Annotated in this window: 28 protein-coding genes; 7 read left to right on the forward strand and 21 right to left on the reverse strand. The window is 75.4% G+C overall.

Features of this window, described 5'->3' with window-relative positions; all coding sequences use genetic code 11:
* Positions 1 to 29 precede the first annotated feature (29 nt).
* Both menE and DQ239_RS04140 read left to right on the forward strand, forming a co-directional pair.
* On the forward strand, positions 30 to 1,151 hold the full coding sequence (gene menE, locus DQ239_RS04135) for an o-succinylbenzoate--CoA ligase (RefSeq protein WP_233488722.1): 1,122 nt from the start codon (positions 30 to 32) through the stop codon (positions 1,149 to 1,151).
* The gene (locus DQ239_RS04140; protein ID WP_113833024.1) at positions 1,152 to 2,024 is read left to right on the forward strand and encodes a 1,4-dihydroxy-2-naphthoate polyprenyltransferase; all 873 of its coding nucleotides are present in this window, start codon (positions 1,152 to 1,154) and stop codon (positions 2,022 to 2,024) included. It begins immediately after the preceding gene.
* A gap of 3 nt (positions 2,025 to 2,027) precedes the next feature.
* On the opposite strand, the gene DQ239_RS04145 is transcribed toward DQ239_RS04140, so the two are convergent.
* The gene (locus tag DQ239_RS04145) at positions 2,028 to 2,354 is read right to left on the reverse strand and encodes a DUF4229 domain-containing protein (RefSeq protein WP_113833026.1); all 327 of its coding nucleotides are present in this window, start codon (positions 2,352 to 2,354) and stop codon (positions 2,028 to 2,030) included.
* A complete protein-coding gene (locus DQ239_RS04150; RefSeq protein ID WP_113833029.1) occupies positions 2,347 to 2,784 on the reverse strand; it encodes an Lrp/AsnC family transcriptional regulator in 438 nt (145 codons plus the stop codon). The genes DQ239_RS04145 and DQ239_RS04150 overlap by 8 nt, the downstream gene beginning before the upstream one ends.
* Before the next feature lie 110 nt (positions 2,785 to 2,894).
* On the opposite strand from DQ239_RS04150, the gene DQ239_RS04155 reads away from it, so the two are divergent.
* Positions 2,895 to 3,116, forward strand: coding sequence for a hypothetical protein (locus DQ239_RS04155; RefSeq protein WP_113833310.1), 222 nt, complete (start codon positions 2,895 to 2,897; stop codon positions 3,114 to 3,116).
* A gap of 34 nt (positions 3,117 to 3,150) precedes the next feature.
* Here DQ239_RS04155 and DQ239_RS04160 read toward each other — a convergent pair whose 3' ends face one another.
* The 15 genes from DQ239_RS04160 to DQ239_RS04230 form a co-directional block, all read right to left on the reverse strand.
* Complete coding sequence (locus DQ239_RS04160) at positions 3,151 to 3,453, reverse strand: hypothetical protein (protein WP_113833031.1); 303 nt, start codon at positions 3,451 to 3,453, stop codon at positions 3,151 to 3,153.
* Between the two features lie 126 nt (positions 3,454 to 3,579).
* On the reverse strand, positions 3,580 to 4,551 hold the full coding sequence (ccsB, locus tag DQ239_RS04165; RefSeq protein WP_113833033.1) for a c-type cytochrome biogenesis protein CcsB: 972 nt from the start codon (positions 4,549 to 4,551) through the stop codon (positions 3,580 to 3,582).
* Positions 4,541 to 6,163, reverse strand: coding sequence for a cytochrome c biogenesis protein ResB (locus tag DQ239_RS04170; protein ID WP_233488724.1), 1,623 nt, complete (start codon positions 6,161 to 6,163; stop codon positions 4,541 to 4,543). Before DQ239_RS04170 ends, ccsB begins: the two co-directional genes overlap by 11 nt.
* Positions 6,160 to 6,975 (reverse strand): cytochrome c biogenesis protein CcdA, encoded by an 816-nt coding sequence (locus DQ239_RS04175; RefSeq protein ID WP_113833034.1) that lies wholly within the window; start codon positions 6,973 to 6,975, stop codon positions 6,160 to 6,162. The genes DQ239_RS04170 and DQ239_RS04175 overlap by 4 nt, the downstream gene beginning before the upstream one ends.
* A 1-nt stretch (position 6,976) precedes the next feature.
* A complete protein-coding gene (locus tag DQ239_RS04180; RefSeq protein ID WP_113833035.1) occupies positions 6,977 to 7,552 on the reverse strand; it encodes a TlpA disulfide reductase family protein in 576 nt (191 codons plus the stop codon).
* Positions 7,549 to 8,184: a histidine phosphatase family protein gene (locus tag DQ239_RS04185; RefSeq protein WP_113833037.1), complete on the reverse strand. Its 636-nt coding sequence runs from the start codon at positions 8,182 to 8,184 to the stop codon at positions 7,549 to 7,551. Before DQ239_RS04185 ends, DQ239_RS04180 begins: the two co-directional genes overlap by 4 nt.
* A gap of 73 nt (positions 8,185 to 8,257) precedes the next feature.
* The gene (gene hemL, locus DQ239_RS04190; RefSeq protein ID WP_113833039.1) at positions 8,258 to 9,628 is read right to left on the reverse strand and encodes a glutamate-1-semialdehyde 2,1-aminomutase; all 1,371 of its coding nucleotides are present in this window, start codon (positions 9,626 to 9,628) and stop codon (positions 8,258 to 8,260) included.
* The gene (locus DQ239_RS04195; RefSeq protein WP_113833041.1) at positions 9,625 to 10,107 is read right to left on the reverse strand and encodes a hypothetical protein; all 483 of its coding nucleotides are present in this window, start codon (positions 10,105 to 10,107) and stop codon (positions 9,625 to 9,627) included. The genes hemL and DQ239_RS04195 overlap by 4 nt, the downstream gene beginning before the upstream one ends.
* A gap of 1 nt (position 10,108) precedes the next feature.
* Positions 10,109 to 11,110 carry a porphobilinogen synthase gene (hemB, locus tag DQ239_RS04200; RefSeq protein ID WP_113833043.1) on the reverse strand — a complete coding sequence of 334 codons (1,002 nt, stop codon included), beginning with the start codon at positions 11,108 to 11,110 and terminating at the stop codon, positions 10,109 to 10,111.
* Complete coding sequence (locus DQ239_RS04205; protein ID WP_113833045.1) at positions 11,107 to 12,651, reverse strand: uroporphyrinogen-III synthase; 1,545 nt, start codon at positions 12,649 to 12,651, stop codon at positions 11,107 to 11,109. The genes hemB and DQ239_RS04205 overlap by 4 nt, the downstream gene beginning before the upstream one ends.
* A gap of 88 nt (positions 12,652 to 12,739) precedes the next feature.
* Positions 12,740 to 13,717 carry a hydroxymethylbilane synthase gene (hemC, locus tag DQ239_RS04210; protein ID WP_233488726.1) on the reverse strand — a complete coding sequence of 326 codons (978 nt, stop codon included), beginning with the start codon at positions 13,715 to 13,717 and terminating at the stop codon, positions 12,740 to 12,742.
* Positions 13,714 to 15,075 carry a glutamyl-tRNA reductase gene (locus DQ239_RS04215; RefSeq protein ID WP_113833047.1) on the reverse strand — a complete coding sequence of 454 codons (1,362 nt, stop codon included), beginning with the start codon at positions 15,073 to 15,075 and terminating at the stop codon, positions 13,714 to 13,716. Before DQ239_RS04215 ends, hemC begins: the two co-directional genes overlap by 4 nt.
* Positions 15,072 to 15,731, reverse strand: a complete 660-nt coding sequence (locus DQ239_RS04220; protein WP_233488727.1) for a redox-sensing transcriptional repressor Rex — start codon at positions 15,729 to 15,731, stop codon at positions 15,072 to 15,074. The genes DQ239_RS04215 and DQ239_RS04220 overlap by 4 nt, the downstream gene beginning before the upstream one ends.
* Before the next feature lie 246 nt (positions 15,732 to 15,977).
* The gene (locus tag DQ239_RS04225) at positions 15,978 to 16,238 is read right to left on the reverse strand and encodes a glutaredoxin family protein (RefSeq protein WP_113833052.1); all 261 of its coding nucleotides are present in this window, start codon (positions 16,236 to 16,238) and stop codon (positions 15,978 to 15,980) included.
* Entirely contained in the window at positions 16,228 to 17,823 is a 1,596-nt protein-coding gene (locus DQ239_RS04230; RefSeq protein ID WP_233488728.1) for an AMP-binding protein, read from the reverse strand. The genes DQ239_RS04225 and DQ239_RS04230 overlap by 11 nt, the downstream gene beginning before the upstream one ends.
* A 149-nt stretch (positions 17,824 to 17,972) precedes the next feature.
* Between DQ239_RS04230 and DQ239_RS04235 the strand changes: the two genes are divergently transcribed.
* From DQ239_RS04235 to DQ239_RS04250, 4 genes are all read left to right on the forward strand, one after another.
* Positions 17,973 to 18,758 carry a sigma-70 family RNA polymerase sigma factor gene (locus tag DQ239_RS04235; RefSeq protein WP_113833057.1) on the forward strand — a complete coding sequence of 262 codons (786 nt, stop codon included), beginning with the start codon at positions 17,973 to 17,975 and terminating at the stop codon, positions 18,756 to 18,758.
* Positions 18,759 to 18,870: 112 nt separating this feature from the next.
* Positions 18,871 to 20,067 (forward strand): DUF5667 domain-containing protein, encoded by a 1,197-nt coding sequence (locus tag DQ239_RS04240; RefSeq protein ID WP_113833059.1) that lies wholly within the window; start codon positions 18,871 to 18,873, stop codon positions 20,065 to 20,067.
* 92 nt (positions 20,068 to 20,159) lie between these two features.
* Positions 20,160 to 21,074, forward strand: coding sequence for an HAD-IB family hydrolase (locus DQ239_RS04245; RefSeq protein ID WP_233488729.1), 915 nt, complete (start codon positions 20,160 to 20,162; stop codon positions 21,072 to 21,074).
* 144 nt (positions 21,075 to 21,218) lie between these two features.
* Positions 21,219 to 22,175, forward strand: coding sequence for a DUF559 domain-containing protein (locus DQ239_RS04250; RefSeq protein WP_113833062.1), 957 nt, complete (start codon positions 21,219 to 21,221; stop codon positions 22,173 to 22,175).
* Here the strand turns inward: DQ239_RS04250 and DQ239_RS04255 are convergent.
* From DQ239_RS04255 to DQ239_RS20545, 4 genes are all read right to left on the reverse strand, one after another.
* The gene (locus tag DQ239_RS04255; RefSeq protein WP_113833064.1) at positions 22,147 to 23,055 is read right to left on the reverse strand and encodes a lysophospholipid acyltransferase family protein; all 909 of its coding nucleotides are present in this window, start codon (positions 23,053 to 23,055) and stop codon (positions 22,147 to 22,149) included. The two genes, DQ239_RS04250 and DQ239_RS04255, sit on opposite strands and share 29 nt — an antisense overlap.
* Positions 23,048 to 24,154, reverse strand: coding sequence for an NAD-dependent epimerase/dehydratase family protein (locus DQ239_RS04260; protein WP_113833066.1), 1,107 nt, complete (start codon positions 24,152 to 24,154; stop codon positions 23,048 to 23,050). The genes DQ239_RS04255 and DQ239_RS04260 overlap by 8 nt, the downstream gene beginning before the upstream one ends.
* Before the next feature lie 10 nt (positions 24,155 to 24,164).
* The gene (locus tag DQ239_RS04265; RefSeq protein WP_012854759.1) at positions 24,165 to 24,263 is read right to left on the reverse strand and encodes an AURKAIP1/COX24 domain-containing protein; all 99 of its coding nucleotides are present in this window, start codon (positions 24,261 to 24,263) and stop codon (positions 24,165 to 24,167) included.
* A gap of 283 nt (positions 24,264 to 24,546) precedes the next feature.
* Positions 24,547 to 24,891, reverse strand: a complete 345-nt coding sequence (locus DQ239_RS20545; protein WP_199582610.1) for a helix-turn-helix domain-containing protein — start codon at positions 24,889 to 24,891, stop codon at positions 24,547 to 24,549.
* Between the last annotated feature and the right edge of the window lie 202 nt (positions 24,892 to 25,093).

Genomic DNA, 25,093 nt, shown 5'->3' on the forward strand with positions numbered 1-25,093 from the left:
GCCTCCCCTCCGACGTACGCTCGTCCCTCGTGGCCCGGCACCTGACCCTCGTCCCCGCGGCCGAGGTGAGCCAGGCCGACGTGCGCGCGGCGCTGGACGGCGACCGGCCGCTGGCCGTCCTCCCGGCCGGCCCGCCCGCGGCCGTCGAGGCCGCCCGCGCGGTGCTCCGGCCCGAGGTCCCCCTGGAGGAGGGCGCCGACCTCGTCGTCGTCACCTCCGGCTCCACCGGCACCGGCCGGGGCGTGCTGCTGACGGTCGACGCCCTCCGCGCGTCCGCGACGGCGACGCTGGACCGGCTCGGCGGGCCGGGCAGCTGGCTGCTCGCGCTGCCCGTCTCGGCGATCGCCGGTCTGCAGGTGCTCTGCCGCAGCGAGCTGGCCGGCCGCGAGGCGGTCGTGCTGGACAAGGGCGAGGCCCTGGCGGCGGCCCTCGCCCGGATGCCGGCCGGCGACCGCCGGTACACCGCCCTGGTGCCCACCCAGCTGGTCCGCTTCCTCGACACCGAGCCCGACGCGCTGCGCGCGTTCGACACCGTCCTGGTCGGCGGAGCCGCCACCGACCCGGCGCTGCTGTCCCGCGCCCGCGCCGACGGCGTCCGCGTCGTCACGACCTACGGCATGACCGAGACCGCGGGCGGCTGCGTCTACGACGGCACCCCGCTGGACGGCGTCCGGGTCCGCGTGACCGACGGCGGGGTGGAGCTCGCCGGCCCCGTCCTCGCCACCGGCTACCGGCTGGACCCGGCCGCCACCGCCGCCGCGTTCGAGGGCGGCTGGTTCCGCACCCGCGACGCCGGGGACCTGGACGACGCGGGCCGGCTCACCGTGCGCGGGCGGCTCGACGACGTGGTCATCAGCGGCGGAGTGAACGTCGCGCCCGCGGCGGTGGAGGCGGTGCTGCGCGAGCACGCGGGGATCGCCGACGCCGTCGTCGTGGGCCGGCCGGACCCGGAGTGGGGCCAGCGGGTCGTCGCCGCCGTCGTCCCGTCCGGTGACCGCGCCCCCGACCTGGCCGAGCTGCGTCGCTGGGTGGGCGACCGGCTGGGCGCACCGGCCGCACCCCGGCAGCTGCACGTGCTGGCCGCCGTCCCGACCCTGCACACCGGCAAGCCCGACCGCCGCGCGGTCGCCGCCCTGATCCCGGAGGTCTGAGTGGCCACCCCCGCACAGTGGCTGGCCGGTGCCCGGCCCCGCACGCTCCCGGCCGCGGTCGCGCCGGTGCTCGTCGGCACCGGCGCCGCCGCCGCGCTGGACGGGTTCCGCCCGGCCACCGCGCTCCTGGCGCTCGTGGTCGCGCTGGCGCTGCAGGTCGCGGTGAACTACGCCAACGACTACTCCGACGGCAGGCGCGGCACCGACGCCGACCGGGTCGGGCCCATGCGGCTGGTGGGCTCGGGCGCCGCGTCGCCGCGAGCGGTGCTGGTCGCCGCGATGCTCTCCTTCGCCGTCGCGGCGGTGGCCGGGCTGGTGCTGGCGGCGCTGACCAGCTGGTGGCTCGTGGCGGTGGGGGCGGTGTGCATCCTGGCCGCCTGGACCTACACCGGCGGGCCGATCCCCTACGGCTACCGGGCGCTGGGCGAGGTCTTCGTCTTCGTGTTCTTCGGGCTCGTCGCCGTCGTCGGCACCACCTACGTGCAGACCCGCACGCTGCCGGGGCTGGCCTGGGCCGTCGCCGTCCCCGTCGGGCTGCTGATCGTGGCGATCCTGGTGGTCAACAACGTGCGCGACATCGACGGCGACGCGCTCGTCGGCAAGCGCACCCTGGCGGTGCTGCTGGGCGAGGGGGGCACCCGGTGGGCGTTCGCCGGGCTGTTCGTCGTCGCGCTGCTGGTCGTGCTGGCCGTGGGCGTCGTCCGGCCCTGGGTGCTCATTACGCTGCTCGCGGTGCCACTGGGCGTGCCGCCGCTGCGGACCGTGCTGGGCGGTGGCCGCGGCCCCGCGCTCATCGCCGCCCTGGGCGGCACCGGCCGGCTCACGCTGGTGACCGGGGTGCTGCTGGCCGCCGGGCTGGCGCTCAGCGGCTGACGGTCAGGCGGGCGGCTGCTCGCCGCTGAGCCGCGAGCGCAGCTGCTCCTTCTGCGCGCGGCGGGCCAGGTTGCGGGCGACGAGCGCCTCGCTGAGCCGCTCCCGCGAGGGCCGCAGCGCGACGTAGGAGACCGGCATCGACAGCAGCAGGCCGAACAGCAGCCCGGACCAGAAGTCGAGTCCGCCGAACCACCACAGCAGCAGGGTCAGCAGGGCGAAGATGCCCAGCCGGCCGACGGTGTGCAGGACCAGCCAGGGCAGCACCTTGGGCGGCGTCGCGGTTCCTCCGGTGGGTCCGGCCGGGCTCGCCGGGGTCTCGTGCTCAGCCATGCCGGCCCTCCCACTTCGTCGACAGCACCACGGTGGTGCGGGTGCGTGCCACGCCCCTGATCCGGTTCAACGCGTTGACCGTGCCCTCGAGTGCCGGGATGTCCGCCACACGCACCTTGAGCACGTAGCCCTCGCTGCCGGCCACCCGCCAGCAGTCCTCGATGCCGGGCACCTCGCGCATCGCGGCCTCGAGGCCGGTGTCGTCGACGGAGTCGCTCTCGATCACCCCGATGAGGGCGGTGACGTCCAGGCCCACCGAGGAGGGCTCGATGACGGCGCGGTAGCCGGTGATGACGCCCGCCGCCTCCAGCTTGCCGACGCGCTCGTGCACCGCGGGCGAGGAGAGGCCGACCTGCCGGGCGAGCTCGGCGTAGCTGGCCCGGCCGTTGGCCCGCAACAGCTCGATCAGGTGCCGGTCAACGGCGTCGATGGCGTGCTCTCCGTCCTCGTGGCGGCCGGTTCCCCGGTTCGCCCGCGCAACTCGTCCGGCACCGAGTATCGCCGCGGTCGTACGCTGGGTCGGGACGAGGGGGTGTGACCATGATCTTCCTGGTGGTGCTCGTGGCGGCGATCGTCGTGATCGCGCTGGTCATGCGGGCCGCAGCCAATCCGGGCGGCCCCGGTGGAGGGCTGCGTGGCCCCCGTCCGCCCCGGCGTCCCCGGCCGCAGCGGCCCACCCGGCCGCTGGCGCCCGACGACGACCCGGAGTTCCTCCGCGAGCTCGAGCGGCGCGCCCGCAGGGACGACGGCACGCCCGCCTGATCTCCGCTCCGGCCCCGCCCGGCAGGACCGGGCGCTACGCGGCGGGGCGTGCCCCGAACAGCCGCCGCCAGCCCCGCCGGGCGGGCACGGGGGTGGTCCGCCCCGCAGGTGCGAGCACCGGATCGGCCGCGGGCTCCTGCGGGTGCGCCTCGGGCGCCGCGTCGAGGTCGCCCGGCCAGCCGACGGCTCCGCCGCCCTTACGCTCGGGCAGGGGCCAGCCCGTGCTGCCTCCGGAGTGCTCGCCGTGCGCGCCGGCGGCCGCACCGGAGCGCCGGGAGAGCGCTGCGGCGACCAGCGGGTGCACCGTCTCGTCGTCGGCCGCGGTGTGCTTACCCACGGTGACCTGCTGAGGACCTCGCTCGGGGCGCCGTCATGGCTGCATGGAAGCACGTCACCGGCGCATCCGTCACCGACACGCCGCCCCGGCCGGGCCGGGCCTCACTCTCCGTGAGCGGACGCGGCGCTACTTCCCGCCGTAGCTGTGCAGGCCGCTGGACACCAGGTTGACGAAGGTCAGGTTGAAGACCATGACGACCAGGCCCACGACGTTGACCCATGCCGCGGGGCGGCCGCGCCAGCCGGCCGTCGTCCGCGCGTGCAGGTAGCCGGCGTAGATCACCCAGGCGATGAACGACCAGGTCTCCTTCGGGTCCCAGCCCCAGAACCGGCCCCAGGCGCTCTCCGCCCAGATCGCGCCGGCGATCACCGCGAAGGTCCAGATCGGGAAGCCGAAGACGGCGGTGCGGTGCGCCAGCCGGTCGAGCACGGCCGACGACGGCAGCCGCGACACGAAGCCGGTGCCCCGCTCCTCGGCCGGCTTCGCCTCGTCCTTGCTGCGCACCAGGTACAGGACACTGGCGATGCCGCTGACCAGGAAGATGCCGAACCCGAGGATGGCGGCGGTGACGTGGATGCCGAGCCAGGCCGACCGCAGCGCGGCGACCAGGGGCGCGCCCTCGACGTAGAGGAACAGCCCGATGGCGACCATGCCCAGGACCACGGGGGCGAGCACGAAGACGCCGATGTGCCGCAACGCCGGGGAGCGCACGGCGAGCACGACGTAGGCGACGACCGAGACGAGCACGACCGCGGTCGCGAACTCGTACATGTTGCCCCAGGGGAGCCGATGCAGGGCCAGTGCGCGGCAGACCAGGACGGCGGCGTGCGCCAGGGCGGCGAGCACGGTGACGCCGATGGCCAGGGCGCCCCAGCGCTGCGCCCGGCGCTGCGCCGCCCGGTCGGCAACCTCCGCGGCGTCGTCCCCGGTGTCGACGGCGACCGAGCCGCCTCCGGCCGCGACCAGCTCGCGGGCCCGCTGCGGGCGCCGCCCGAAGGCGAGCTCCGCGCAGAAGGCGACCAGCGCGACCGAGTACAGCGCGACGGCGATCGAGAAGAAGGTGTCCGACAGGTCGAGGAGCGACTGGTCAGGAGTCACGGGGCGGGACCTCCGAGTGCGGTGCGGTGCGGGCGGCGAGCGCGGCCCTCAGGTCGTCGGTGAGGGCGGCGAAGCGGGGGGCGCTCTCGCCGCTGCCCCGCGTCAGCGAGGCCAGCGTCAGCACGGTACCGCCGCCGTCGGCAGCGGGCGCGGCCCGGGCGAAGACCCGCTCCCGGCGCAGCAGGAGCAGCGCGAGCAGCCCGGTGAGCAGCGAGATCGCCGACACCAGCACCCACACCTGGCCCGGGTCGTGCGAGTACTGCATGGCGGCGAACTCCTCGAAGCCGCCGAAGGTGATGACCGTGCCGTCCTCGAGGGTCAACGACTCCCCGACCGACAGGTTCGCCGACCCCGCCTCGACCAGCCGGCCGCGCTCGATCTGGCTGGCGTCCAGCGAGTAGACCGACTGCGGGATGCCCGAGTCCAGCCCGAGGTAGCCCTGGTAGGCGACGATCGCGACCGTCGGGTTCAGCGGCTGGGGGTTGATCGAGGTGAGGACGCCGCCCTGCACCAGCCCGGTGGGGGCGAAGAACCCCTCGAGCGCCAGCTGGGTGTCACCGCCGACGTCGGGGAGCTTGAGCGCGCCCTCGCTGGCCATCGTCTGCAGGTCCGAGGGCAGGAAGGGCACCGAGATGTCCTCGAACGTCTGCCCGTCGGGCAGGGTCACGCTGAACATCGGGCTGAAGCCGTGGCCGGTGACGTAGAGCCGGTCGCCGTCGGAGCGCAGCGGGTCGTTGACCCCGATCGTCGCCCGCCGGCCCTCCTCGCCGGGCCCGCCGTGGCGGATGTCGGCGGTGAAGGACGACGCCGTGAGGTCGGGCTCGTACTCGGCCCGGAAGTCCTCCAGCGTCACGCAGGTCGGCGACAGGTCACCGGAGTCGACCAGCGGCCCGGAGGAGTAGGTGTCGTACTGCTGGAAGGAGTTGCAGAAGCCATCGCCCTCCGTGACCAGGATGCTGCCCTCGTAGCCCCACAGCTTGCCGCCGGCCAGGCCCAGCAGGAGCGCGATCAGGGACAGGTGGAACAGCAGGTTGCCGGTCTCCTTGAGGTAGCCCTTCTCGGCGGAGAGGTCTGTGCCGCTGGACTCGGCGGAGTGGGCAGAGCCCCGGCGGACCACGCGGTAGCGCCGGACCCGCAGCTCCTCCTCCACGACGTCCAGCGCAGCCGCCGGAGCCAGCGGCGTCGACACCTGGCCGGAGTCGGGCAGCCGGAGCAGGTTGCGCGGGGCCGGCGGCGGTGCGGCGCGCAGCGCACGGGCGTGCTCGACCGCGCGCGGCACCACGCAGCCGATGAGCGAGATGAACAGCAGCAGGTAGACCGCGGCGAACCAGGGCGAGCTGAAGACGTCGAACAGGTACAGCCGGTCCAGCACCGGTGCGAGGTCCGGGTGGTCGGCGAAGTACTGGCGGACGTTGGTCTGCGACAGCGAGCGCTGGGGCAGCAGCGAGCCCGGGACGGCGGCCAGCGCCAGCAGGAAGAGCAGCACGATCGCCGTGCGCATCGCGGTGAGCCGGCGCCACCAGGCCAGCAGCCGGGCGGTCACGCGGCGGCCGGCCGAGGGGCGCGCGGGCGGCGGCGGGGCCGGGGTGGGCGCGGGCGCGGTCGTGGTCACAGCGAGCTCTCCGCGAGGCCGTTGGCCGCCAGCCAGCCCTGCAGCCAGCGCATCATGTCGGTCCACGCGCCGGTGAGCAGCAGCAGCCCGACGACGACGAGCACGGCGCCACCGAAGCGGGTCACCGCCTGCGCGTGCACCCGCAGGAAGGTCATGGCGCCGACGGCCCAGCGGGCCCCCAGCGCGACCAGGACGAACGGCACGCCGAGCCCGAGGCAGTAGGCCAGCCCGAGCAGCGCCCCACGCCCGGCGGTCGCCTCGGCGAAGGCGAGGTTCTGCACAGCGGCCAGCGTCGGACCGAGGCAGGGGGTCCAGCCCAGCCCGAAGACGACGCCCAGCAGCGGGGCGCCGGCCAGCCCGAGGGTGGGGCGCACGCTGAGCCGCTTGGTGCGCTGGAGGAGTGGCAGCCAGCCGAGGAAGCCCAGGCCGACCAGCACGGTGACCCCGCCCATCACGCGGGTGATCTCCTCGTTGTGCACGAGGAGCAGCCGGCCCAGCCCGCCGAACGCGGTGGAGATGGCGACGAAGACGGCGGTGAAGCCGAGGACGAACAGCGAGGCGCCGAGCACCATGCGGCCGCGGGGGGCGCGCTCGTCGGTGCGCACCGCCGTCGCCGTCCCGCCGGCGCCGGAGGGCGCGGCCGCCGTCGTCCGCGCTCCCGAGCCGACCAGGCCGGTGACGTAGGAGAGGTAGCCGGGGACCAGCGGCAGCACGCAGGGCGAGGCGAAGCTGATCAGCCCGACCAGCGCCGCGACCGCGGCGGCCACGAGCAGCGGGCCGTCGCTGACGAGGTCGGCGAAGGTCTCCCCCACGTCAGTCCTCCTCCGCCGTCAGCATGCCCAGCACGTCGCGCAGGTCCTGCTCCTCGACCGCTCCGGTGTACACCGCGGCGACCCGGCTCTCCCGGTCCAGCACGATCGTGGACGGGATGGCGCTGGCGGGGTAGTCCCGGAACGCCAGGGCCACCTCGCCGCGGGGGTCGGACAGCGAGGGGAACTCGATGCCGAACCGCTCCTCGAAGGCGCGGGCGAGCTGCTCGGTGTCCTTGACGTTGATGCCGAGGAACTGCACGCCCTCGTCCCGGACGTCGGCGTACACCTCCTGGAACTCCGGCGACTCCACCCGGCAGGGCCCGCACCAGGAGCCCCAGAAGTTGACGACGGCGACGTCCCCGGCGAGCTCGGCCGAGGAGAACTGGTCGCCGTCCAGCAGCGTGCCCCCGAACTCGGGGGCGGTGGCGCGCTCGTCGAGGGGGATGACCTCGCCGCGCGGGGTGCCCTCGACGAACCGGAACTCGCCGCCGTTGTTGACGTCGACGGCGTCGTCGCCCGTGCTGCAGCCGGTCAGCGCGAGCGCGCCGGCGGACAGGAGGGCCAGGAGGCGCTTCATGCGCCCGGCACCGCGTCGGAGGGGGTCGCGCCGGCGGGCTCGGCGTAGCTCAGGCCGACGAAGCGGTCGCCCTCGTAGGTCACCGAGGTGACGCTGGCCAGGGCGCACTCGCGGCGGCGGGGGTCGTGCAGGTAGCTGCGGCCCTCGAGGTGCAGCCGCACGGTCCAGATGGGCAGCTGGTGGCTGACCAGGACGGCCTCCTGGCCTCGCGCATTGTCGCGGGCGGTCTCGACCGCGGCGAGCATGCGGGCGGCGATCTCGACGTACGGCTCGCCCCACGAGGGCTGGAAGGGGTTGCGCAGCTTCCACCAGTTCCGCGGCGCGCGGAACACCCCACCGGCCCCGCCGACCACCATGCCCTCGAACGCGTTGCCCGCCTCGATCAGCCGGTCGTCGATGGCGACGGGCAGGCCGGTCGCCTCGGCGAGGGGGCGGGCGGTCTGCTGCGCGCGCTCCAGCGGGCTGGACACCAGGTGGGTGACGTCCCGCCCGGCGAACCACTCCGCGGCGGCCACCGCCATCGCCTCGCCGGTGGTCGACAGCCGGAACCCGGGCAGCCGGCCGTAGAGGACCTTGCCCGGGTTGTGGACCTCGCCGTGCCGCAGCAGGTGGACCGTCGTCCGCTCGCTCACGATGTCTCCTCGCTAGCGCTCGTCGACACCGCGAGCGGCGCTGCTGTGCTCATGCGTGAGCTCGCAAGCTCGCTCACGACGACCGCTCGCTCAGGACGGGACCGGCACCCGCGCCGTCACCGGCCGCGGCGGCCGCGCGGGCCGCCGCCGGCAGGGCCTCGAGCACGCGGTCCAGCGCCTCGCCTGCGAGCTGGGCGTTGACGAACCAGGACTCGAACGCCGACGGCGGCAGGTACACCCCGCGGGCGAGCATGGCGTGGAAGAAGGCGGTGTAGCGGGCGACGTCCTGGGTGCGGGCGTCGTCGTAGTTCCGCACCCGGCGCTCGTCGGGCACGAAGAAGACCGAGAACATGTTGCCCGCCTGCTGCACGCGGTGCGGCACCCCGGCGGCGAACAGCGCGGCGCTCGCGGCACCGCGCAGGACCGCGGCGACCTCGTCGCAGTGCGCGTAGACGTCGTCGGTGCAGTGCCGCAGCGTGCTGAGGCCGGCGGCGACCGCCACCGGGTTCCCCGACAGCGTGCCCGCCTGGTAGACCGGGCCGACCGGGGCGAGGTGGTCCATCAGGTCGGCGCGGCCGCCGAACGCCGCGGCGGGCAGCCCGCCGCCCATGACCTTGCCGAAGGTGAACAGGTCGGCGTCGACGGGGTCCAGGCCGTACCAGCCGGAGCGCGACACCCGGAACCCGGTCATGACCTCGTCCAGGATCAGCAGCGAGCCGGCGGCGGCCGTGATGCGACGCAGCGCGGCGTTGAAGCCGGGGTCGGGCGGGACCACGCCCATATTGCCCGCCGCGGCCTCGCTGATGACGCAGGCGATCTGCGGGCCGCGCTCGGCGAAGACCGCCTCGACCGCGGCGACGTCGTTGTAGGGCAGGACCACGGTGTCCGCGGCCGCCCCGGTGGTGACGCCGGGGGTGTCGGGCAGCCCGAGGGTGGCGACGCCGGACCCGGCGGCGGCCAGCAGGGCGTCGACGTGCCCGTGGTAGTTGCCGGCGAACTTCACGACCAGCGGGCGCCCCGTGACGCCGCGCGCGAGCCGCACCGCCGAGAGCACCGCCTCGGTGCCGGAGTTGACCAGCCGGACCCGCTGCACGGGCGCGACCCGCTCGCGGATCTCCTCGGCGAGCTCGATCTCGCGCTCCGTCGGCGCACCGAAGCTCAGCCCCCGGCGCGCCGCGGCGGTGACCGCCTCGACGACGGCGGGGTGCGCGTGCCCGAGGATCAGCGGGCCCCACGAGCTGACCAGGTCGACGTAGCGCCGTCCGTCGGCGTCGGTGAGCCACGGGCCCGAGCCCTCGACCATGAACCGCGGGGTACCGCCGACGGCCTGGAAGGCACGCACCGGGCTGTTGACCCCGCCCGGCGTGACGCCACGGCCGCGGGCGAAGAGCTCCGCGGAGACGGGCGCCTCGTAGGGGAAGGGTGAGCTGTCCGACGAGGTCACGACCCCAGTGTCCCTTCTCTTCCTGGACGCCCGTCGGTGGCGTCGGACACCGCGGCGAGCAGGGCGGCGCGGAGGGCGACGGGGTCCCGGGTGGGCACGAGCACGGTGTGCCCGTCGGTCAGCCGCAGCGGCAGCCCGGTGCGACCGGGCGGCAAGTCCCACCCGCCGCCGAGGACCGGCGCCCCGGCGTCCACGCCGCCCTCGACGACCGCCAGGTGCGCGGCGTCGACGTCGCGAAGCGGGACGACCTCCAGGCCGACGGCCAGCCCGTCGGGGCTCACCCGCACCGTCCAGAGCCGCCGCGCCGACACGCAGCCGATCGCCGTGGCGCCCAGGACGCCCACGATGGACACCGCCCACAGCCACAGCGGGACGTCCGGACCGGGCAGGACCAGGTCCAGGACGAGGAAGAGCCCGAGGGCCCCGGCGGCGATCCCGACCGGCCGCCAGGACCCGCCGGGCTCGACGTACTCGGCCATCTCAGCCGCGGTCGAGCCAGCGCGCGGCCTCGACCGCCCAGTAGGTGAGCACCTGCCCGGCACCCGCACGGCGGATGGCGGTCAGCGTCTCGAGGATCGCCCGCTCGCGGTCCACCCAGCCGTTGGCCGCGGCGGCCTCGAGCATCGCGTACTCGCCGCTGACCTGGTACGCGCTCACCGGCACCTGCACCGCGTCGGCGACCCGCCGCACGATGTCCAGGTAGGGCAGCGCGGGCTTGACCATGACGGCGTCGGCACCCTCGGCGAGGTCCTGCGCCACCTCGCGCAGCGCCTCGTCGGCGTTCGGCGGGTCCATCTGGTAGGTCGAGCGGTCGCCGAACTGCGGCGCACCCTCGGCCGCCTCGCGGAACGGCCCGTAGAAGCCCGAGGCGTACTTGGCGGCGTAGGCCAGGATCGGGACCTCGGTGAACGCGGCGCTGTCCAGGCCGGCGCGGATGGCCGCGACCTGCCCGTCCATCATCCCGCTGGGCGCGACGAGGTGGGCCCCCGCCTGCGCCTGGGCGATGGCCACGGCCGCGTACCGGTCCAGCGTCGGGTCGTTGTCGACGACGCCGGCGGGGGTGACCACGCCGCAGTGCCCGTGGTCGGTGTACTCGCACAGGCAGAGGTCGGCCATGAGCACCAGCGCGTCACCGAGGTCGCCGCGCAGCTGCTGCAGCGCCACGTTGACGATGCCGTCGGCGGCGTCGGCCTGCGAGCCGATCGCGTCCTTCTCGGCGGGGATGCCGAAGAGCATCAGCCCGCCGATGCCGGCCTCGGCCGCCTCGTGCGCGGCCTTGCGCAGCGAGTCCAGCGAGTGCTGGACGACGCCGGGCATCGAGCCGATCGGCACCGGCTCGGCGAGGTCCTGCTTGACGAAGACCGGCAGCACCAGGTCGGCCGGGGCCACCCGGGTCTGCGCGGTCAGCCGCCGCAACGCGGGCGTCGACCGGAGCCGCCGCCCGCGCGCGAAGCCGGGGTTCGCACCCCCGCCGCCACTCACTTGCCCTCGCCGTCCTCCGACTCGCGCAGCGACAGGGCGTACTCGGCCAGCGCGTCCACGAGGGGCGCGACGGCGGCCGTCTCGGGCTGCACGTCGACGCGCAGGCCGAACTCCTGGGCGCTGGCGGCCGTCGCGGGGCCGATCACGGCGACGACGGTCTTGGCGTGCGGCTTGCCCGCGATGCCGACCAGGTTGCGCACGGTGCTCGACGAGGTGAAGCAGACCGCGTCGAAGCCGCCGCCCTTGATCGCCTCGCGCACCGACGCGGCCGGCGGGGCCGCGCGCACGGTGCGGTAGGCGGTGACGTCGTCGACCTCCCAGCCGCGCTCGACCAGCCCGGCGGCGAGCACCTCGGTGGCGATGTCGGCGTGCGGCAGGAGCACGCGGTCGATCGGGTCGAGGACGTCGTCGTAGTCCGGGAACTCGGCGAGCAGGCCCTGGCTGGACTGCTCGCCGGCGGGCACCAGCTCGGGCACGATGCCGAACGCGCGGACCGCGTCGGCGGTCTGCTCGCCGACGCAGGCGACCTTCACGCCGGCGAAGGCGCGGGCGTCCAGGCCCAGCTCGGCGAACTTCTCGCGCACGGCCTTCACCGCGTTCACCGAGGTGAAGACGATCCAGCCGTAGCGGCCGGTGACCAGGCCCTTCACCGCGCGGTCCATCTGCGCGGGGCTGCGGGGCGGCTCGACGGCGATGGTCGGCACCTCGACCGGGACGGCGCCGTAGGCGCGCAGCCGGTCGCTCATCTCGCCGGCCTGGTCCTTGGTGCGGGGCACCAGGACGCGCCAGCCGAACAGCGGGCGGCTCTCCCACCACGACATGCGGGCGCGCTTGTCGACCGCCGCGCCGACGGTGACCACCACCGGCCCGGTCAGGGAGTCCAGGCCGGCCGCCTTCTCGGCGACCGCGGACAGCTTGGCGACGACGCTCTTCTGCGCGGTCGACGAGCCGCCGGTGGTGACGACGACCGGGGTGCTGCCCGCCAGCCCGCCCTCGACCAGGCGGCCGGCGGCGTCGGGGAGCTCCTCGACGGTGGCCCGCAGCACCAGGGTGCCGCTGGTCGCGGCGGTGGCGGCGGCCAGCGCGGCGAGGTCGACCCCGCTGCGCAGGTCGGCGGTCAGCGCCGTGCTGCCGGCGGCGACCCCCGCGAAGGCGGGGACGGCGGTGGCCGGTGCGACGCCGGGCACCACGTCGAAGCCCACGGAGGTCCGGCCGACGGCCTGCACCTCCTTCACGGCGGCGTCGTCGGTGTACGGGTCGCCGGCGATCAGCCGGACGACCACCGCGCCGCCCTTGGCCGCGGCGACGGCGCCCTTGGCGACCTCGGCCGGCTCGCCGGAGACGGGGACGAGCTCGACCCCAGGGTTAATCCCGCGGACGACGTCCTGGACGGCGGCGGGCACGTCGACGTCGACGAGCAGGTGGGCGGCCTCGGCGATCGCCGCCGTGGCGCGTGCGGTCAGCATGCCGGGGTCGCCCGGTCCTGCGCCGACGAAGACGACCCGGCCCGTGCTGCCGACGGTCTTGCGGAAGCGCGTCATCGCGTGCTCCTGATCCTGGCCCGGAGGGCCTTTGTTGCTGGGTTCTGGGGGGCGGGTGCTGCGCCCCGGAGGGACGTCGCGAGCTCGGTCACCGACCGACCGCCATGAGCTCGGCCGCGCCGCGGTCGAGCAGTTCGGCCGCGAGCCTGCGGCCCAGGGCCGCGGCGTCGTCCAGCGGGCTGCTCAGCGAGCCGCGGACGCCGTCGCTGCCGTCGATCGCGGTGACCGACGCGCGCAGGAACAGCTCGGGACCGTGCTCGCCCTCGGCCACCTCGGCGTAGGCGGCCACGGGCGCGCTGCAGCCGGCCTCGAGGGTGCCCAGGGTGGTCCGCTCGGCCAGCGCACAGGCGCGGGTGCGGAAGTCCTCGAGCCGGCCGAGCAGCTCGCGGGTGCGGGCGTCGCTGGTGCGGCACTCGACGGCCAGGGCGCCCTGCGCGGGAGCGGGCAGCACCTGGAGCGGGTCGAGCGTCTCGGTGATCACCGCGAGCCGCCCCAGCCGGGACAGCCCGGCTCTGGCCAGCACGACGGCGTCCAGGTCACCGGGGCCGGTGGCCGAGCCGGCGACGCGGCCCAGGCGGGTGTCCACGTTGCCGCGGATCGGCACGACGTCCAGGCCCAGCCCCAGCGCCCGCAGCTGGGCGACGCGGCGAGGGGCCCCGGTGCCCACGGTCGAGCCGGGGGGCAGCTCGCCGAGGGTCAGCCCGTCGCGGGCGACCAGCGCGTCGCGCGGGTCCTCCCGCGGCGGCACCGCGGCGAGGATGAGGCCGGGCGCGGGCGCCGTGGGCAGGTCCTTGTAGCTGTGCACGGCCAGGTCGATCTCGCCGGCGAGCAGCGCCTCGCGCAGCGCGGTGACGAAGACGCCGGTGCCGCCGAGCTGGGCGATGGCGGCCTGCGACCGGTCGCCGTCGGTGGTGATGTGCACCAGCTCGACCGGGGTGCCGGTGGCGGCGGTGATGGCGTCGGCCACGGTCTGCGACTGGGTGCGGGCCAGCATGCTGGCGCGGGTGCCCAGCCGGAGGACGGCGGTGCCCGACGCGGTCTCGGCCGAGGTGCGCACGGCGGTCACGCGACACCTCCGGTGCGTTCGGGGTCGGCCGTCACGGCGTCGGCCAGGCTGGTGGTCTCGGGGACGTCGGCGTCGATGCCGAGGCCGAAGAGGGCGCGCAGGGCGCCGGCGTAGTCGGTGCCCCCGGGCACGGCGGAGAGCTCCTTCACCCGGACCGTGGGCTCGTGCAGCAGCTTGTCCACGACCCGGCGGACGGTGCGCGCGATCTCGGCGCGCGAGCGCGGGTCGAGGTCGGGCAGCCGGGTGGAGAGCCGCAGCAGCTCGGCGTCGACGACGTCGGCGGCCTGGCTGCGCAGGGCCGACACGGTGGGCGCGACCGCGGCGGCCTGCTGCTCGGCGCGCAGCAGCGCGGCCTCGGCCTCGATCATCGCGTGCGCGGCCGCGATGTCGTCGGCGGCGACCCCGCCCGCGGGCGACGCGCCGGCGTCGCGGGCGGCGACCCGCTCGCCCTGGAGCAGGGCGAGGTCGACGAGGTGCACGTCGGGCAGGGCGGCCACGCCGGGGTCGACGTCGCGCGGCAGCGCCAGGTCGACGACGGCCATCGGCTGGCCCGGGCGACGGCGCATCGCGGTGGCCACCGACTCGGTGCTCACCACGACGCCCGTGGCGCCGGTGCACGAGACGAGGACGTCGGCGTCGACCAGCTCCTCCGGGGCGTCCGCGAGCTCGATGGCCCGGCCGCCCAGGGTGGTGGCCAGCCGCTGCGCCGACGCGTGGGTGCGGCTGCCGATCACGACGTCGGCACCCCGGCGGGCCAGCGTGGTCGCGGCCAGCGCGCCCATGGAACCGGCGCCCACCACGAGCGCCCGGCGGCCGGCGAGGTCGCCGATGCGGGCCTCGGCGCGGTCGAGCGCCACGGACACCAGGGAGGCCCCCGCGCGATCGATGCCGGTCTCGGAGTGCACGCGCTTGCCCACCCGCAGGGCCCGCTGGGCGATCGGGTGCAGGGCGCGGCCGACGGTGCCCTCCTCGCGGGCCAGCGCGTAGGCGGCGCGCAGCTGCCCCAGCACCTGCGTCTCGCCGACCACCATCGAGTCCAGCCCGGCGGCGACGGTGAACAGGTGGGTGACGGCCTGGTCCTCGTAGTGGACCGTGACGTAAGGAGAGAGCTCCTCGACCGAGGCGCCGGCCTGGCGCGCGAGGACGCGGCTCACGTCGGTGACGCCGCCGTGGAATCGCTCGACCTCGGCGAAGACCTCGATGCGGTTGCAGGTCGCGAGCACCAGGGCCTCGGCGACGTGGTCGCCGTCGACCAGCTCGTGCAGGGCCTTGACCCGGTCGTCGTGGGTCATCGCGAACTGCTCCAGCAGCGCGACCGGCGCGGTCCGGTGGCTGATGCCGACTGCCAGCAGGCTCATGCCGACTCCCCCACCTCGGCGGGCACCCGCTGCTGGCCGAGGAAGGCCAGCACCTGGAGCTCCACCGACAGGTCCACCTTGCGGACGTCGACCCCGGCCGGAGCCGCGAGCGTCACGGGCGCAAAGTTCAGGATGCTGCCCACCCCCGCTGCGGCGAGGCGATCGCAGATGCCCTGCGCCACCTCGGCCGGCGTCGTGATGACCCCGATCGACGCGCCGGTCGCCGCGACGACGTCCTCCAGCTCGTCCAGGGGGCGGACCTGCAGCTCGCCGATCCGCTGGCCGATGCGGGCGGGCGAGGCGTCGAACAGCCCGACGAACTCGAAGCCGCGGGTGCCGAAGCCGGCGTAGTCGGCCAGCGCCGACCCCAGGTTGCCGATGCCGACCAGGACGCAGGCCCGGGCACGACCCACGCCCAGGACGCGGGTGAGCCGGTCGCGCAGCAGGTCGACGTCGTAGCCCACGCCCCGCACGCCGCACGGGCCCAGGTGGGAGAGGTCCTTGCGCAGGCCGGCCGGGTTCACGCCGGCGGCCGAGGCGAGCTCACCGGAGGAGACGGTGCTCCGGCCGCCGTCGGCGAGCGTGGCGAGCACCCGGAGGTACACGGCCAGGCGCGCGACGGTGGCCTCCGGGATGGACCGGGGCCGCGGCTGCATCAACGGGCTCTCCACAGCGGCCGCGCCCGGGGCCGGCAGCAGCCGGGCGGTGCGACGACACGCAGAACGACGACGACAAGGTTCGGTGGCGCGGGCACCGGGGTACCCGCGGTCGCCACGGTAGCCGCTTGTGAACGCCGGAACAAAGTCCGCGACGCGGTCACACCGCGCTGACCGGCCCGAACGGGTGGCGCTGTGTCCGAGACCACGCCGGGGAGGCCCCCGCGCCGGCCGTCCCCGCCTCGGTCAGCCGCCCCCGAGGCCCAGGTCGCGGCGCAGCCGGGGCACGTCGACGGTGAAGTAGGAGTGCTCGCGACCGTCGAGCAGGACCACGGGCACGCGGTCGCCGAACTCCGCCTGCAGCTCGGGGTCGGCGTCCACGTCGACCGCCTCCGGCTGGAGCCCGGCCTCGGCGGCGATCCGCTCCAGGGTCTCGGCGGCCACCTCGCACAGGTGGCAGCCGGCCCGGGTCATGAGCCGCAGCCGCGGGGCGCCCTCACCGGTCATCGGCGTCCTCGTCGGTCGCGGCGCCGGTCAGACCCAGCTCGCGCAGCCGGGCGCGGCTCACCTTGCCGGTCAGCGAGTGCGGGAGGCTCGGCAGGAAGTGCACCGAGGTGGGCACCTTGTAGCGGGCCAGGGAGCCGGCGGCGTGCTCGCGGAGCTCCTCGACGGTGAGCTGCCGGCCCGGCTCCAGGGCCACCACCGCGCGCACCGCGGCGCCCGTGCGCGGGTCGGGGACGCCGATGACGGCGCTCTCCGCGACCGCCGGGTGGGTGTCGAGCACCCGCTCCACCTCGGCCGGGTAGACGTTGAAGCCGCTCACCAGGATCAGGTCGCTGCGGCGGTCGACCAGGTGCAGGTCGCCCTCGACGTCCCGGTAGGCGAGGTCGCCGGTGCCCAGCCAGCCGTCGGCGTCGGGGCCGTCGGCACCGTCGGGCCAGTAGCCGGAGAACAGGTTGGGCCCGCGGATCCACAGCTCGCCGGGTCCCTCACCGGGCAGGTCGTCGTGGCCGTCCTCCTCGGTGCCCGCGGCCCGCTCCCCGTTTCCGGGGGCGGCGTCCGCGACGTCGGCCGGGTCCGCCGTGTCGGCGGTGTCGCGCAGGGCGACCTCGATGCCCGGCAGCGCTCCGCCGATGCAGTCGGGCTTGGGCCGGCCGGTGGCCAGGGTGCTGGCGACGACGGGCGCGGCCTCGGTGAGCCCGTAGCCCTCCCACACGGTGACGGCGGCCCGCTCGCGCATCGCCGTCCACACCTCCTCGGGCAGCGGGGCCGCTCCGGAGGAGGCCAGCCGGACCGCCGCGAAGGCGCGGCGGAGGTCGGCGTCGCTGCCGGCGGCGTCGGCCACGGCCAGCCAGGCCTGGTACATCGGCGGCGCCCCGGGGACCGCGGAGACGTGCTCCTCGGTCATGACGGCGAGCGTGCCGCGCGGGTCGAAGGTCTCCTCCAGCACGGCGCACGCGCCGGTGGCGGCGACCAGGCCGAAGCCGGCGTTGAGGCCGTAGACGTGGAACAGCGGCAGCACGAGGAGGACGCGGTCGTCCGGGCGCACCGGCGGCGGCTCCATCGCCAGGCACTGCTCCTGGTTGGCCCGCAGCGCACCGGAGGTCAGCATGGCGCCGCGCGGGCGGCCGGTCGTGCCGCTGGTGTAGCAGAGGAAGGCCAGCTCGGCGGGGTCGTCGGCGACCGCGGGCGGCGCGCCGTCGGCCTCGGGCGCGCCCGGGCAGACCGGCACCCCGGCGATCTCGTCGCGCTCCGCCGGTGCCACGAGCAGCGCGGCGCCGGAGTCGGTGAGGACGTACTCGAGCTCGGGCTCGGTGTAGGCGGTGTTGACCGGCACCACCACGAGCCCCGCGCGCAGCGCCCCGAGCACCGCGCGCAGCCATGGCAGGCCGTTGGGCAGCTGCACGGCCACGCGGTCGCCGGGCGCCAGGTCGCGCGCCGCGTACCCCGCGGCGGCGCGGTCGACGGCGGCGTCGAGCTCCGACCAGGTCAGCCGCTCTTCACGGGTGACGACGGCCGGTGCGTCGGGCCGCTGACGGGCCGCGGACCGCACGAGCGCGGCCAGGGACCTCCCTGCCTCCTGGTCCGACACATCTCCTCCGGTGGGCGGCTGGCGTGGACGGGCAGGGGCGATGTTGTCACCATGGGGCCAGCCCCGCAGCTCACGCGCCCTGAGCGCGCTCCGCGTCGGGGAGGAGACGGTCCAGGAACGGCGGGCCGACGAGGAGGTCATCGCCCGCAATGCCGCACCCTCTCGACGCCGAGGAGTCGGCGCCCGCCGCTGCCCGGCGTCCGCGGCCGAGCCCGCGACCCCGGCCGACACCGTTCCCGCGCGCCAGCGCCGAGGCGGTCGCCACCGAGGCCCCCGTCGAGCGCGGCGCCGCGGCCGACGCCGTCGTGCCGGAGCCCCCCGAGCCGAACGTCGCCGCCGAGGTCGTTCTCCCCGACGACGGGCAGGCCGCTCCCCCGCCCCCCGCCGAGGGGCCGGACGTGTGGGAGTGGGTGCGGCGGACGCAGGAGGGCGACGCCGAGGCGTTCGGCCAGCTCTACGACCACTACGTCACGCTGGTCTACCGGTACGTCTACAACCGGGTCGGCGACCGCGCGACCGCCGAGGACGTGACCAGCGAGACCTTCGTCCGCGCGCTGCGCCGGATCGACTCGCTCAGCTTCCAGGGCCGCGACGTCGGCGCCTGGCTGGTCACGATCGCGCGCAACATCGTCCTGGACCACGTGAAGAGCAGCCGGTACCGGCTGGAGGTCGCGACCGCGGACATGCGCGACGCCGACCGGGCCACCGACGGCCCCGAGGACGCCGTCGTCGCCCACCTCACCAACCGCGAGCTGCTGGCCTGCGTGCAGCAGCTGGGCAGCGAGCAGCAGGAGTGCATCGTGCTGCGGTTCATCCACGGCCTCTCGGTGGCCGAGACCGCCGCGATCATGGGCAAGAAGGACGGCGCCATCAAGGCTCTGCAGCACCGGGCGGTGCGCCGGCTGGCCGGCCTGCTCCCGGAGGGCGTGCGATGAGCGCGACTCCTCGCCCCGGGGCCGTATCTCCGCATCGGGCATCCTCGTTGGGCCGGGGGCGAGGGAGCGTGCCGACGACCGGCGGCCCCGCCCGAGCGACCGGAGGAACCCCGTGACCACGCACGACAGCGATGCGGCGCCGTTCCGCGGTGCTGCGCGTCGTGGGGACGAGCAGGACGCCCGGGTCGTCACGATGCTGCAGGACCTGGCGCCACGGCTCGACGTCGAGCCCGACCCGGAGTACCGGCGCGCCGCCCGCCAGCGGCTGGTGGCGATGGCCGCCGTCCGCACCCCCGAGCCCGTCCGCCCCTCCGCGCTGCGCCGCCTGCTGGCCGCCCGCGCGGTCGACGCGCCCGCGGGCCGGTGGCGCACCCGGGCCACCGCCGGGCTGGCCGGCGCCGCGTTGACCGTCACCTCGGTGGCCACCCTCGTGGCCCTGGCCACCGGTGCGGGCCCGGGCGACGTCCTCTACGGCGTCAAGCGGGGCACCGAGCAGACGCAGCTGGCGCTGGCCGGCGACTCCCGCGGCCGGGCGCTGCTGGACCTCGCCCGCACCCGCCTCGAGGAGCTCGACGACGTCGATGGCGACACCGGGCTGGTCCGCTCGACGCTCGCGACGATGGACGACCAGACCACCGAGGGCGCCTCCTGGTACCTGGCGCGGGCGGTGGACACCGCCGACCCCGCACCCCTGGACACGCTGTCCCGCTGGGCCGGCGCCCAGTCCGCGCGGCTGGACGCGGCGGGCGCCGACGTCCCGGCCGGCGCGACGGACGACGTCGCGGCGTCGCTCGACCTGCTGGACGCCCTCACCGAACGCGCCGACGGGCTGCGCACGGCCCTCGACTGCCCCGGGGATCCGGTGCTGACCGGCACCGACCGGTTCGGTCCCGTGCCCGGGGAGTGCGGTCCCCCGGTCCAGGCCGTGACGCCGCCCGGGTCCCCGGCCCCGGTCGAGCCGGCGCCGGAGGGCACGCCGCCGCAGGCGGTCCCGACCACCCCGGGCGACCCGGCCACGCCCGGCGACCCGGCCACGCCCGCGGACCCGGGCGCCGAGCAGCCGGGGCAGGGCCCCCTGCCGCCGCAGACCCCCGGGCTCCCGGTCCCCCCGACGGCGACCACCCCCGAGCTCGACCTGCCCGGGGGTCTTCCGGACCTGCCCCTGCCCACCGTGCCCTCCGGCACGTCCGGGCCACCGGCCGTCCCCGCTCCGCCGCCGACCGGCACCGACGACTCGCTGCTCGAGGTGCCGTTGGACGAGAACGGCTGCGTGGAGGTGCCGCCCCTGGTCCGGATCGGCACGTGCTGAGCGGCCGCATCGCCCGCGCCCACGCGCCCGACTAGGGTCGCTTCCGTCGGTGACCCGCCCACGTGGGCGGGCCGGATCCAGGGAGGACGCCCGTGCCGCGACTGCCCCTCCGCAGCCGCAAGGACGTCGGTTCCACGCCCAGCGAGGAGGACAGCCGGGCCCACGTGGCCGGTGCCGCGTCCGCCGCGGCCGCCGAGGTCGCACCGCCGCCGGCCGTCCGGCCCGACCCCAGCGCCGCGGCCTTCTTCGACGTCGACAACACGATGATGATGGGCGCCTCGCTCTTCTGGTTCGCCCGTGGCCTGGCCGCCCGCAAGTACTTCTCCACCCGTGACATGGCCGGCTTCGTCTGGCAGCAGGCCAAGTTCCGCATCGGCGGCAACGAGGGCAACCCCGACGACATGCTGACCATCCGGGAGAACGCGCTGGCGTTCGTCGCCGGGCGCGAGGTCTCGGAGATCGTCCGGCACAGCGAGGAGATCTACGACGAGCTGATGGCCGACCGGATCTGGGCCGGCACGCGGGCGCTGGCCCAGCAGCACCTGGACAACGGGCAGCGCGTCTGGCTGGTCACCGCCACCCCCGTCGAGCTCGCCTCGATCATCGCCCAGCGGCTCGGGCTCACCGGGGCGCTGGGCACGGTCGCCGAGGTGGTCGACGGGCGCTACACGGGCCGGCTCGTGGGCGAGCTGATGCACGGCCCGGCCAAGGCGGAGGCGGTGCTGGCGCTGGCCGAGCGCGAGGGGCTGGACCTCACCCGCTGCGCCGCCTACAGCGATTCCGCGAACGACCTGCCGATGCTCTCCCTCTGCGGCACGGCGGTCGCCGTCAACCCCGACACCGAGCTGCGGTCGGTCGCGAAGGCCCGCGGCTGGACCGTCCGCGACTTCCGCACCGGCCGCAAGGCCGCGAAGATCGGCGTCCCCACCGTGGCGGCTGCGGCCCTGTCCGGCGGGATCGTCGGCGGCACGCTCGCCCTCCGCCGCCGCAACAAGCTCCCCTGGTGACCTGACCCCGGGAGCCGCCCCGACCTGGTGCGCGGATGCGTCATCCCGGGCCGCCGTCTGACACATCGGCGCACCCGGTCGGCCGCCGTCCACAGATGTGACGGACGCTGACCGCAGCAGCCCGCTTTCCTCGACGCTGGCGGCATGGTCCACAACCCGACCGAGCTGGTGGGCGAGGCCGGATGGATCACCGGCCCCGAACTGCTCGACGCGGTCAGCAGGAGCACGGTGCAGCGCTGGATCTCCACCGGCGCGCTCATCCGGCTGGCGCCCGCCCTGTTCGCACTGCCCGCGTCCGCTCCGGACTGGCGGGTGCGGGCCGCAGCTGCGGTGCACGGACGGGACGCGATCACCAGTCATGTGACCGCGCTGGCCCTCTGGGATCTGCTCGAGCACCCGCCGGGGCCGGTCCACGTCACGGTGCCCCGCGGCTCGAGCGGGCGAGGCTCACCGGGGGTGGTGGTGCACCGGACACCGGCGCGGCTCACGAGCATGCAGGCCGGCGGGGTGGCCAGCAGCCCGCCGGCCCGCGCGATCGTCGAGAGCTGGGGGACGACGACGCGTGCACACCGGGCGGAGATCCGGGCCGCCGCCATCACCGCCGTCCGGCGCCGCCTCTGCACGCCACGGGAGCTCTCCCGCGAGCTGGACCGCCACATCCGTCTGCCCGGTCGTGCGGAGCTGCGTTCCCTCGTCGACCTGCTGCTCGCCGGGTGCCGGAGCGAGCTGGAGATATGGGGGTGCCTGCGGGTGCTCCGCGCACCCGGGATGCCGGCGTTCACCCTGCAGCTGCCGGTCACCGTGGCGGGCCGGACGTTCCTCCTCGACGCCGCCTGCGAGGAGTCGATGCTGGCGGTCGAGATGGACGGCGCCGCCTGGCACGGCTCGCAGACCCAGCGCGAGGCCGACATCCGGCGGGACGGCCTGGTCGCGACCATCGGCTGGCAGACGCTCCGGTACAGCTACCGGCGGCTGACCGAGTCACCGGCGGGATGCCGACGAGAGTTCCTCGCCGTCCACACTGCCCGCGTGCAGCTGCTCGGTACCGACCGGGTGGGCGCGGCGGCGGGCGTCAGCCGAAGACGCCCTTGCGCTGCATGAGCAGGCGGTAGAGGGACTGCTGGATGTTCTCGCGCACCTGGTCGGTCAGGTTGAAGACCAGCATCGGGTCCTCCGCAGCGGCCGGACCGTAGGACGCCGTCTCGATCGGCTCCCCGAACGCGATCAGCCACTTCGACGGCAGCGGCACCAGGCCGAGCGGGCCCAGCAGCGGGAACGTCGGCGTGATCGGGAAGTAGGGCAGCCCGAGCAGGCGCGCGGCCGTCCGGGCGTTGCCCAGCATCGGGTAGATCTCCTCGGCGCCGACGATCGCGCACGGGATGATCGGGGCCCCGGTGCGCAGGGCGGCGCTGACGAAACCGCCCCGGCCGAACCGCTGCAGGGTGTACCGCTCGGAGAACGGCTTCCCGATGCCCTTGAAGCCCTCGGGGAAGACGCCGACGAGCTCGCCCTCGGTGAGCAGCCGCTCGGCGTCCTCGTTGCAGGCCAGCGTGGTGCCGAGCTTGCGGGACAGCGACCCGATGAACGGGACGTCGAACACCAGGTCTGCGCCCAGCAGCCGCAGCCGCCGGTGCGCGGGGTGCTCGTCGTGCAGCGCCACCGTGGTCATGAGCGCGTCGACCGGCAGCGTGCCGGAGTGGTTCGCGACCACCAGCCCGCCGCCGCTGCTCGGCACGTTCTCCAGCCCCAGGGCGTCGACCCGGAACCACTTCTCGTAGAACGGCCGCAGGATCGGCAGCAGGACGTGGTCGGTCAGGTCGGGGTCGAAGCCGAACTCGTCGGTCTCGTACTCACCGGTGACCCGGCGGCGCAGGAACTCCACCGCCTCGAGGAGGTGGTCCTCCCAGCCGGGCGGCGGCGTCGGCGGGACGAACGGCTCGTCGTCGTCGGGCCGCAGCGGGATGACGCGGGCCTCAGGCATCCTGCACCGCCCGCAGTCCGGTAGTCGGGGGCGCCGGCTTCCACCGCTCGCCGAGGGCCGCGGCAGCGTCACCGGCCCGGCCGAGCACCGTGCGCAGCCGCGTGGACGCCGTCCCCACCAGGCGCGGCGAGACCACCGGCGGCACCGTCCGCGCGTAGTCGGCCAGCGCCTCCTCGGTGGTGTAGCGCGGCACGAGCCCGAACTCGGTGCGCAGCACGGTGGTGTCGACGACGCGGCCGAAGTTGAGGAAGCGCATCTGCTCGGGCGAGTAGTCGACGAAGCCGAAGCGGCGCGAGATGCGGCCCACCGAGCCCAGCGCAGGGGTGGGCAGCGGGGCCTCGATGCGGCCCAGCCGCCGGATGGCCTGCGAGAGCAGCAACGTGCCTTCACCCCCCACGTTCACGGTGCCCGTCCAGTCGCCGGTCGTGGCGCGCACGAGGACGGCCAGGGCGTCGTCCTCGTGCAGCAGCTGGACACGGGCGTCGTACCCCATCGCCGTCGGGACCACGGGCATCCGCAGGAACCCGGTGAGCAGCGAGTCGATCCGCGGCCCGATGAAGTTGGTGAACCGGAGCACGGCGACGTCGACGTCGGGACGCCGGCGGGCGAAGGAGCGGACGTAGCCCTCGATGTCGACGCTGTCCTTGGCGAAGCCGCCGGAGGGGACCAGCCGCGCCTGCATCTTCTCGGTGAAGACCGCGGGGTCGCGCGGCGAGGCGCCGTAGACGGCCGTCGTCGACTTGAGCACGAACCGGCGCACCGACGGCGCTGCCTGGCACGCGGCCAGCAGCTGCATCGTGCCGATGACGTTGAGTTCCTTCATCGGTGCGCGCCCGCCGGAGCCGGCGGGGGTCGAGCTGATGTTCATGTGCACGACGGTGTCGACCGACGCCGCCGCGATGACCTTGCCGATGAGCGGGTTGCGGATGTCGGCCCGCACGAACTCGGTGCGCCCGAGCGTGCGAAGCATCTCCGGGGACGGCGGGACCGTGTCCACGCCGATGACCCGGCCGATCGAGGGGTCCGCCGCGAGCTCGGCCGCCAGCGCTCCACCCAGCCACCGGCTCACACCGGTGACGAGGACGACCGCGGGCGGCACGAGCGTCAGCTCACTTCTTGTTGCGACGCTGGACGCGCGTCTTCTTCAGCAGCTTGCGGTGCTTCTTCTTCGCCATCCGCTTGCGCCGCTTCTTGATGACAGAACCCACGTGGTGCTCCCGACTTCGTCCGCAGATGATCAGCCCGTACGCGACAGCGGGGCCCTACCCCGTGTCGCTCGGCGACCGAGCGTACCCGAGCCACCCCATCACACCGTCGCCCTCCGGGCGACACCGCGGCCACGTGCCGGCCGGGCGACACCGCGGCCACGTGCCGGCTCCCTCCGGGCAACACCGCGGCCACGTGCCGGCTCCCGTCGGGTGGAGCCGGCCTTCGGCCCCGTCCGGAGGCTCACCCCGAGCGTGCGAGGGGTGAGAGGGACGGGGTCCTTTCTCAGGCGATGTCGGTGTAGGCGTCGCGCAGGTAGTCCTGCACGGCGCGCTCCGGGACGCGGAACGAGCGGCCGACGCGGACGGCGGAGAGGTCGCCGGCGTGGACGAGGCGGTACACGGTCATCTTGGAGACGCGCATCATCGCGGCGACCTCGGCGACGGTCAGGAAGGTGACGGCGGCGCGGGGGGCCGGGACGCTCGGGCGGCCCAGGGGCATGGCGGCCGGGTGGGCGGCGGGCACGGGGCGGGCCACGGCGGAGGCCTGCATCGGACGGCCCATCGGACGCTGGGCGGGCACACCCGGGCGGACGACGGTGGCGGCGTGGTGGCGCTGGGGCATGGTCATGTCTTCGTCTCCGGACCTAGCTCGCGTCGTGGCGCCGGCTTCCCCACCGGCAACTGAACACGCACGTGCTGCAACAGAGCGTAAGGGGACTGGCGTGACAGGAGCGATGGATGAATCGAACAGACGGACCGATCCGTCCTGGGCACATCTGCATATATGTCGACCGATCGACAAGGGGATCAGCGTGTCATCCGAACGGGTG

This window comes from Blastococcus sp. TF02-09 (assembly GCF_003319105.1).
Classification (GTDB): Bacteria; Actinomycetota; Actinomycetes; order Mycobacteriales; family Geodermatophilaceae; genus Blastococcus.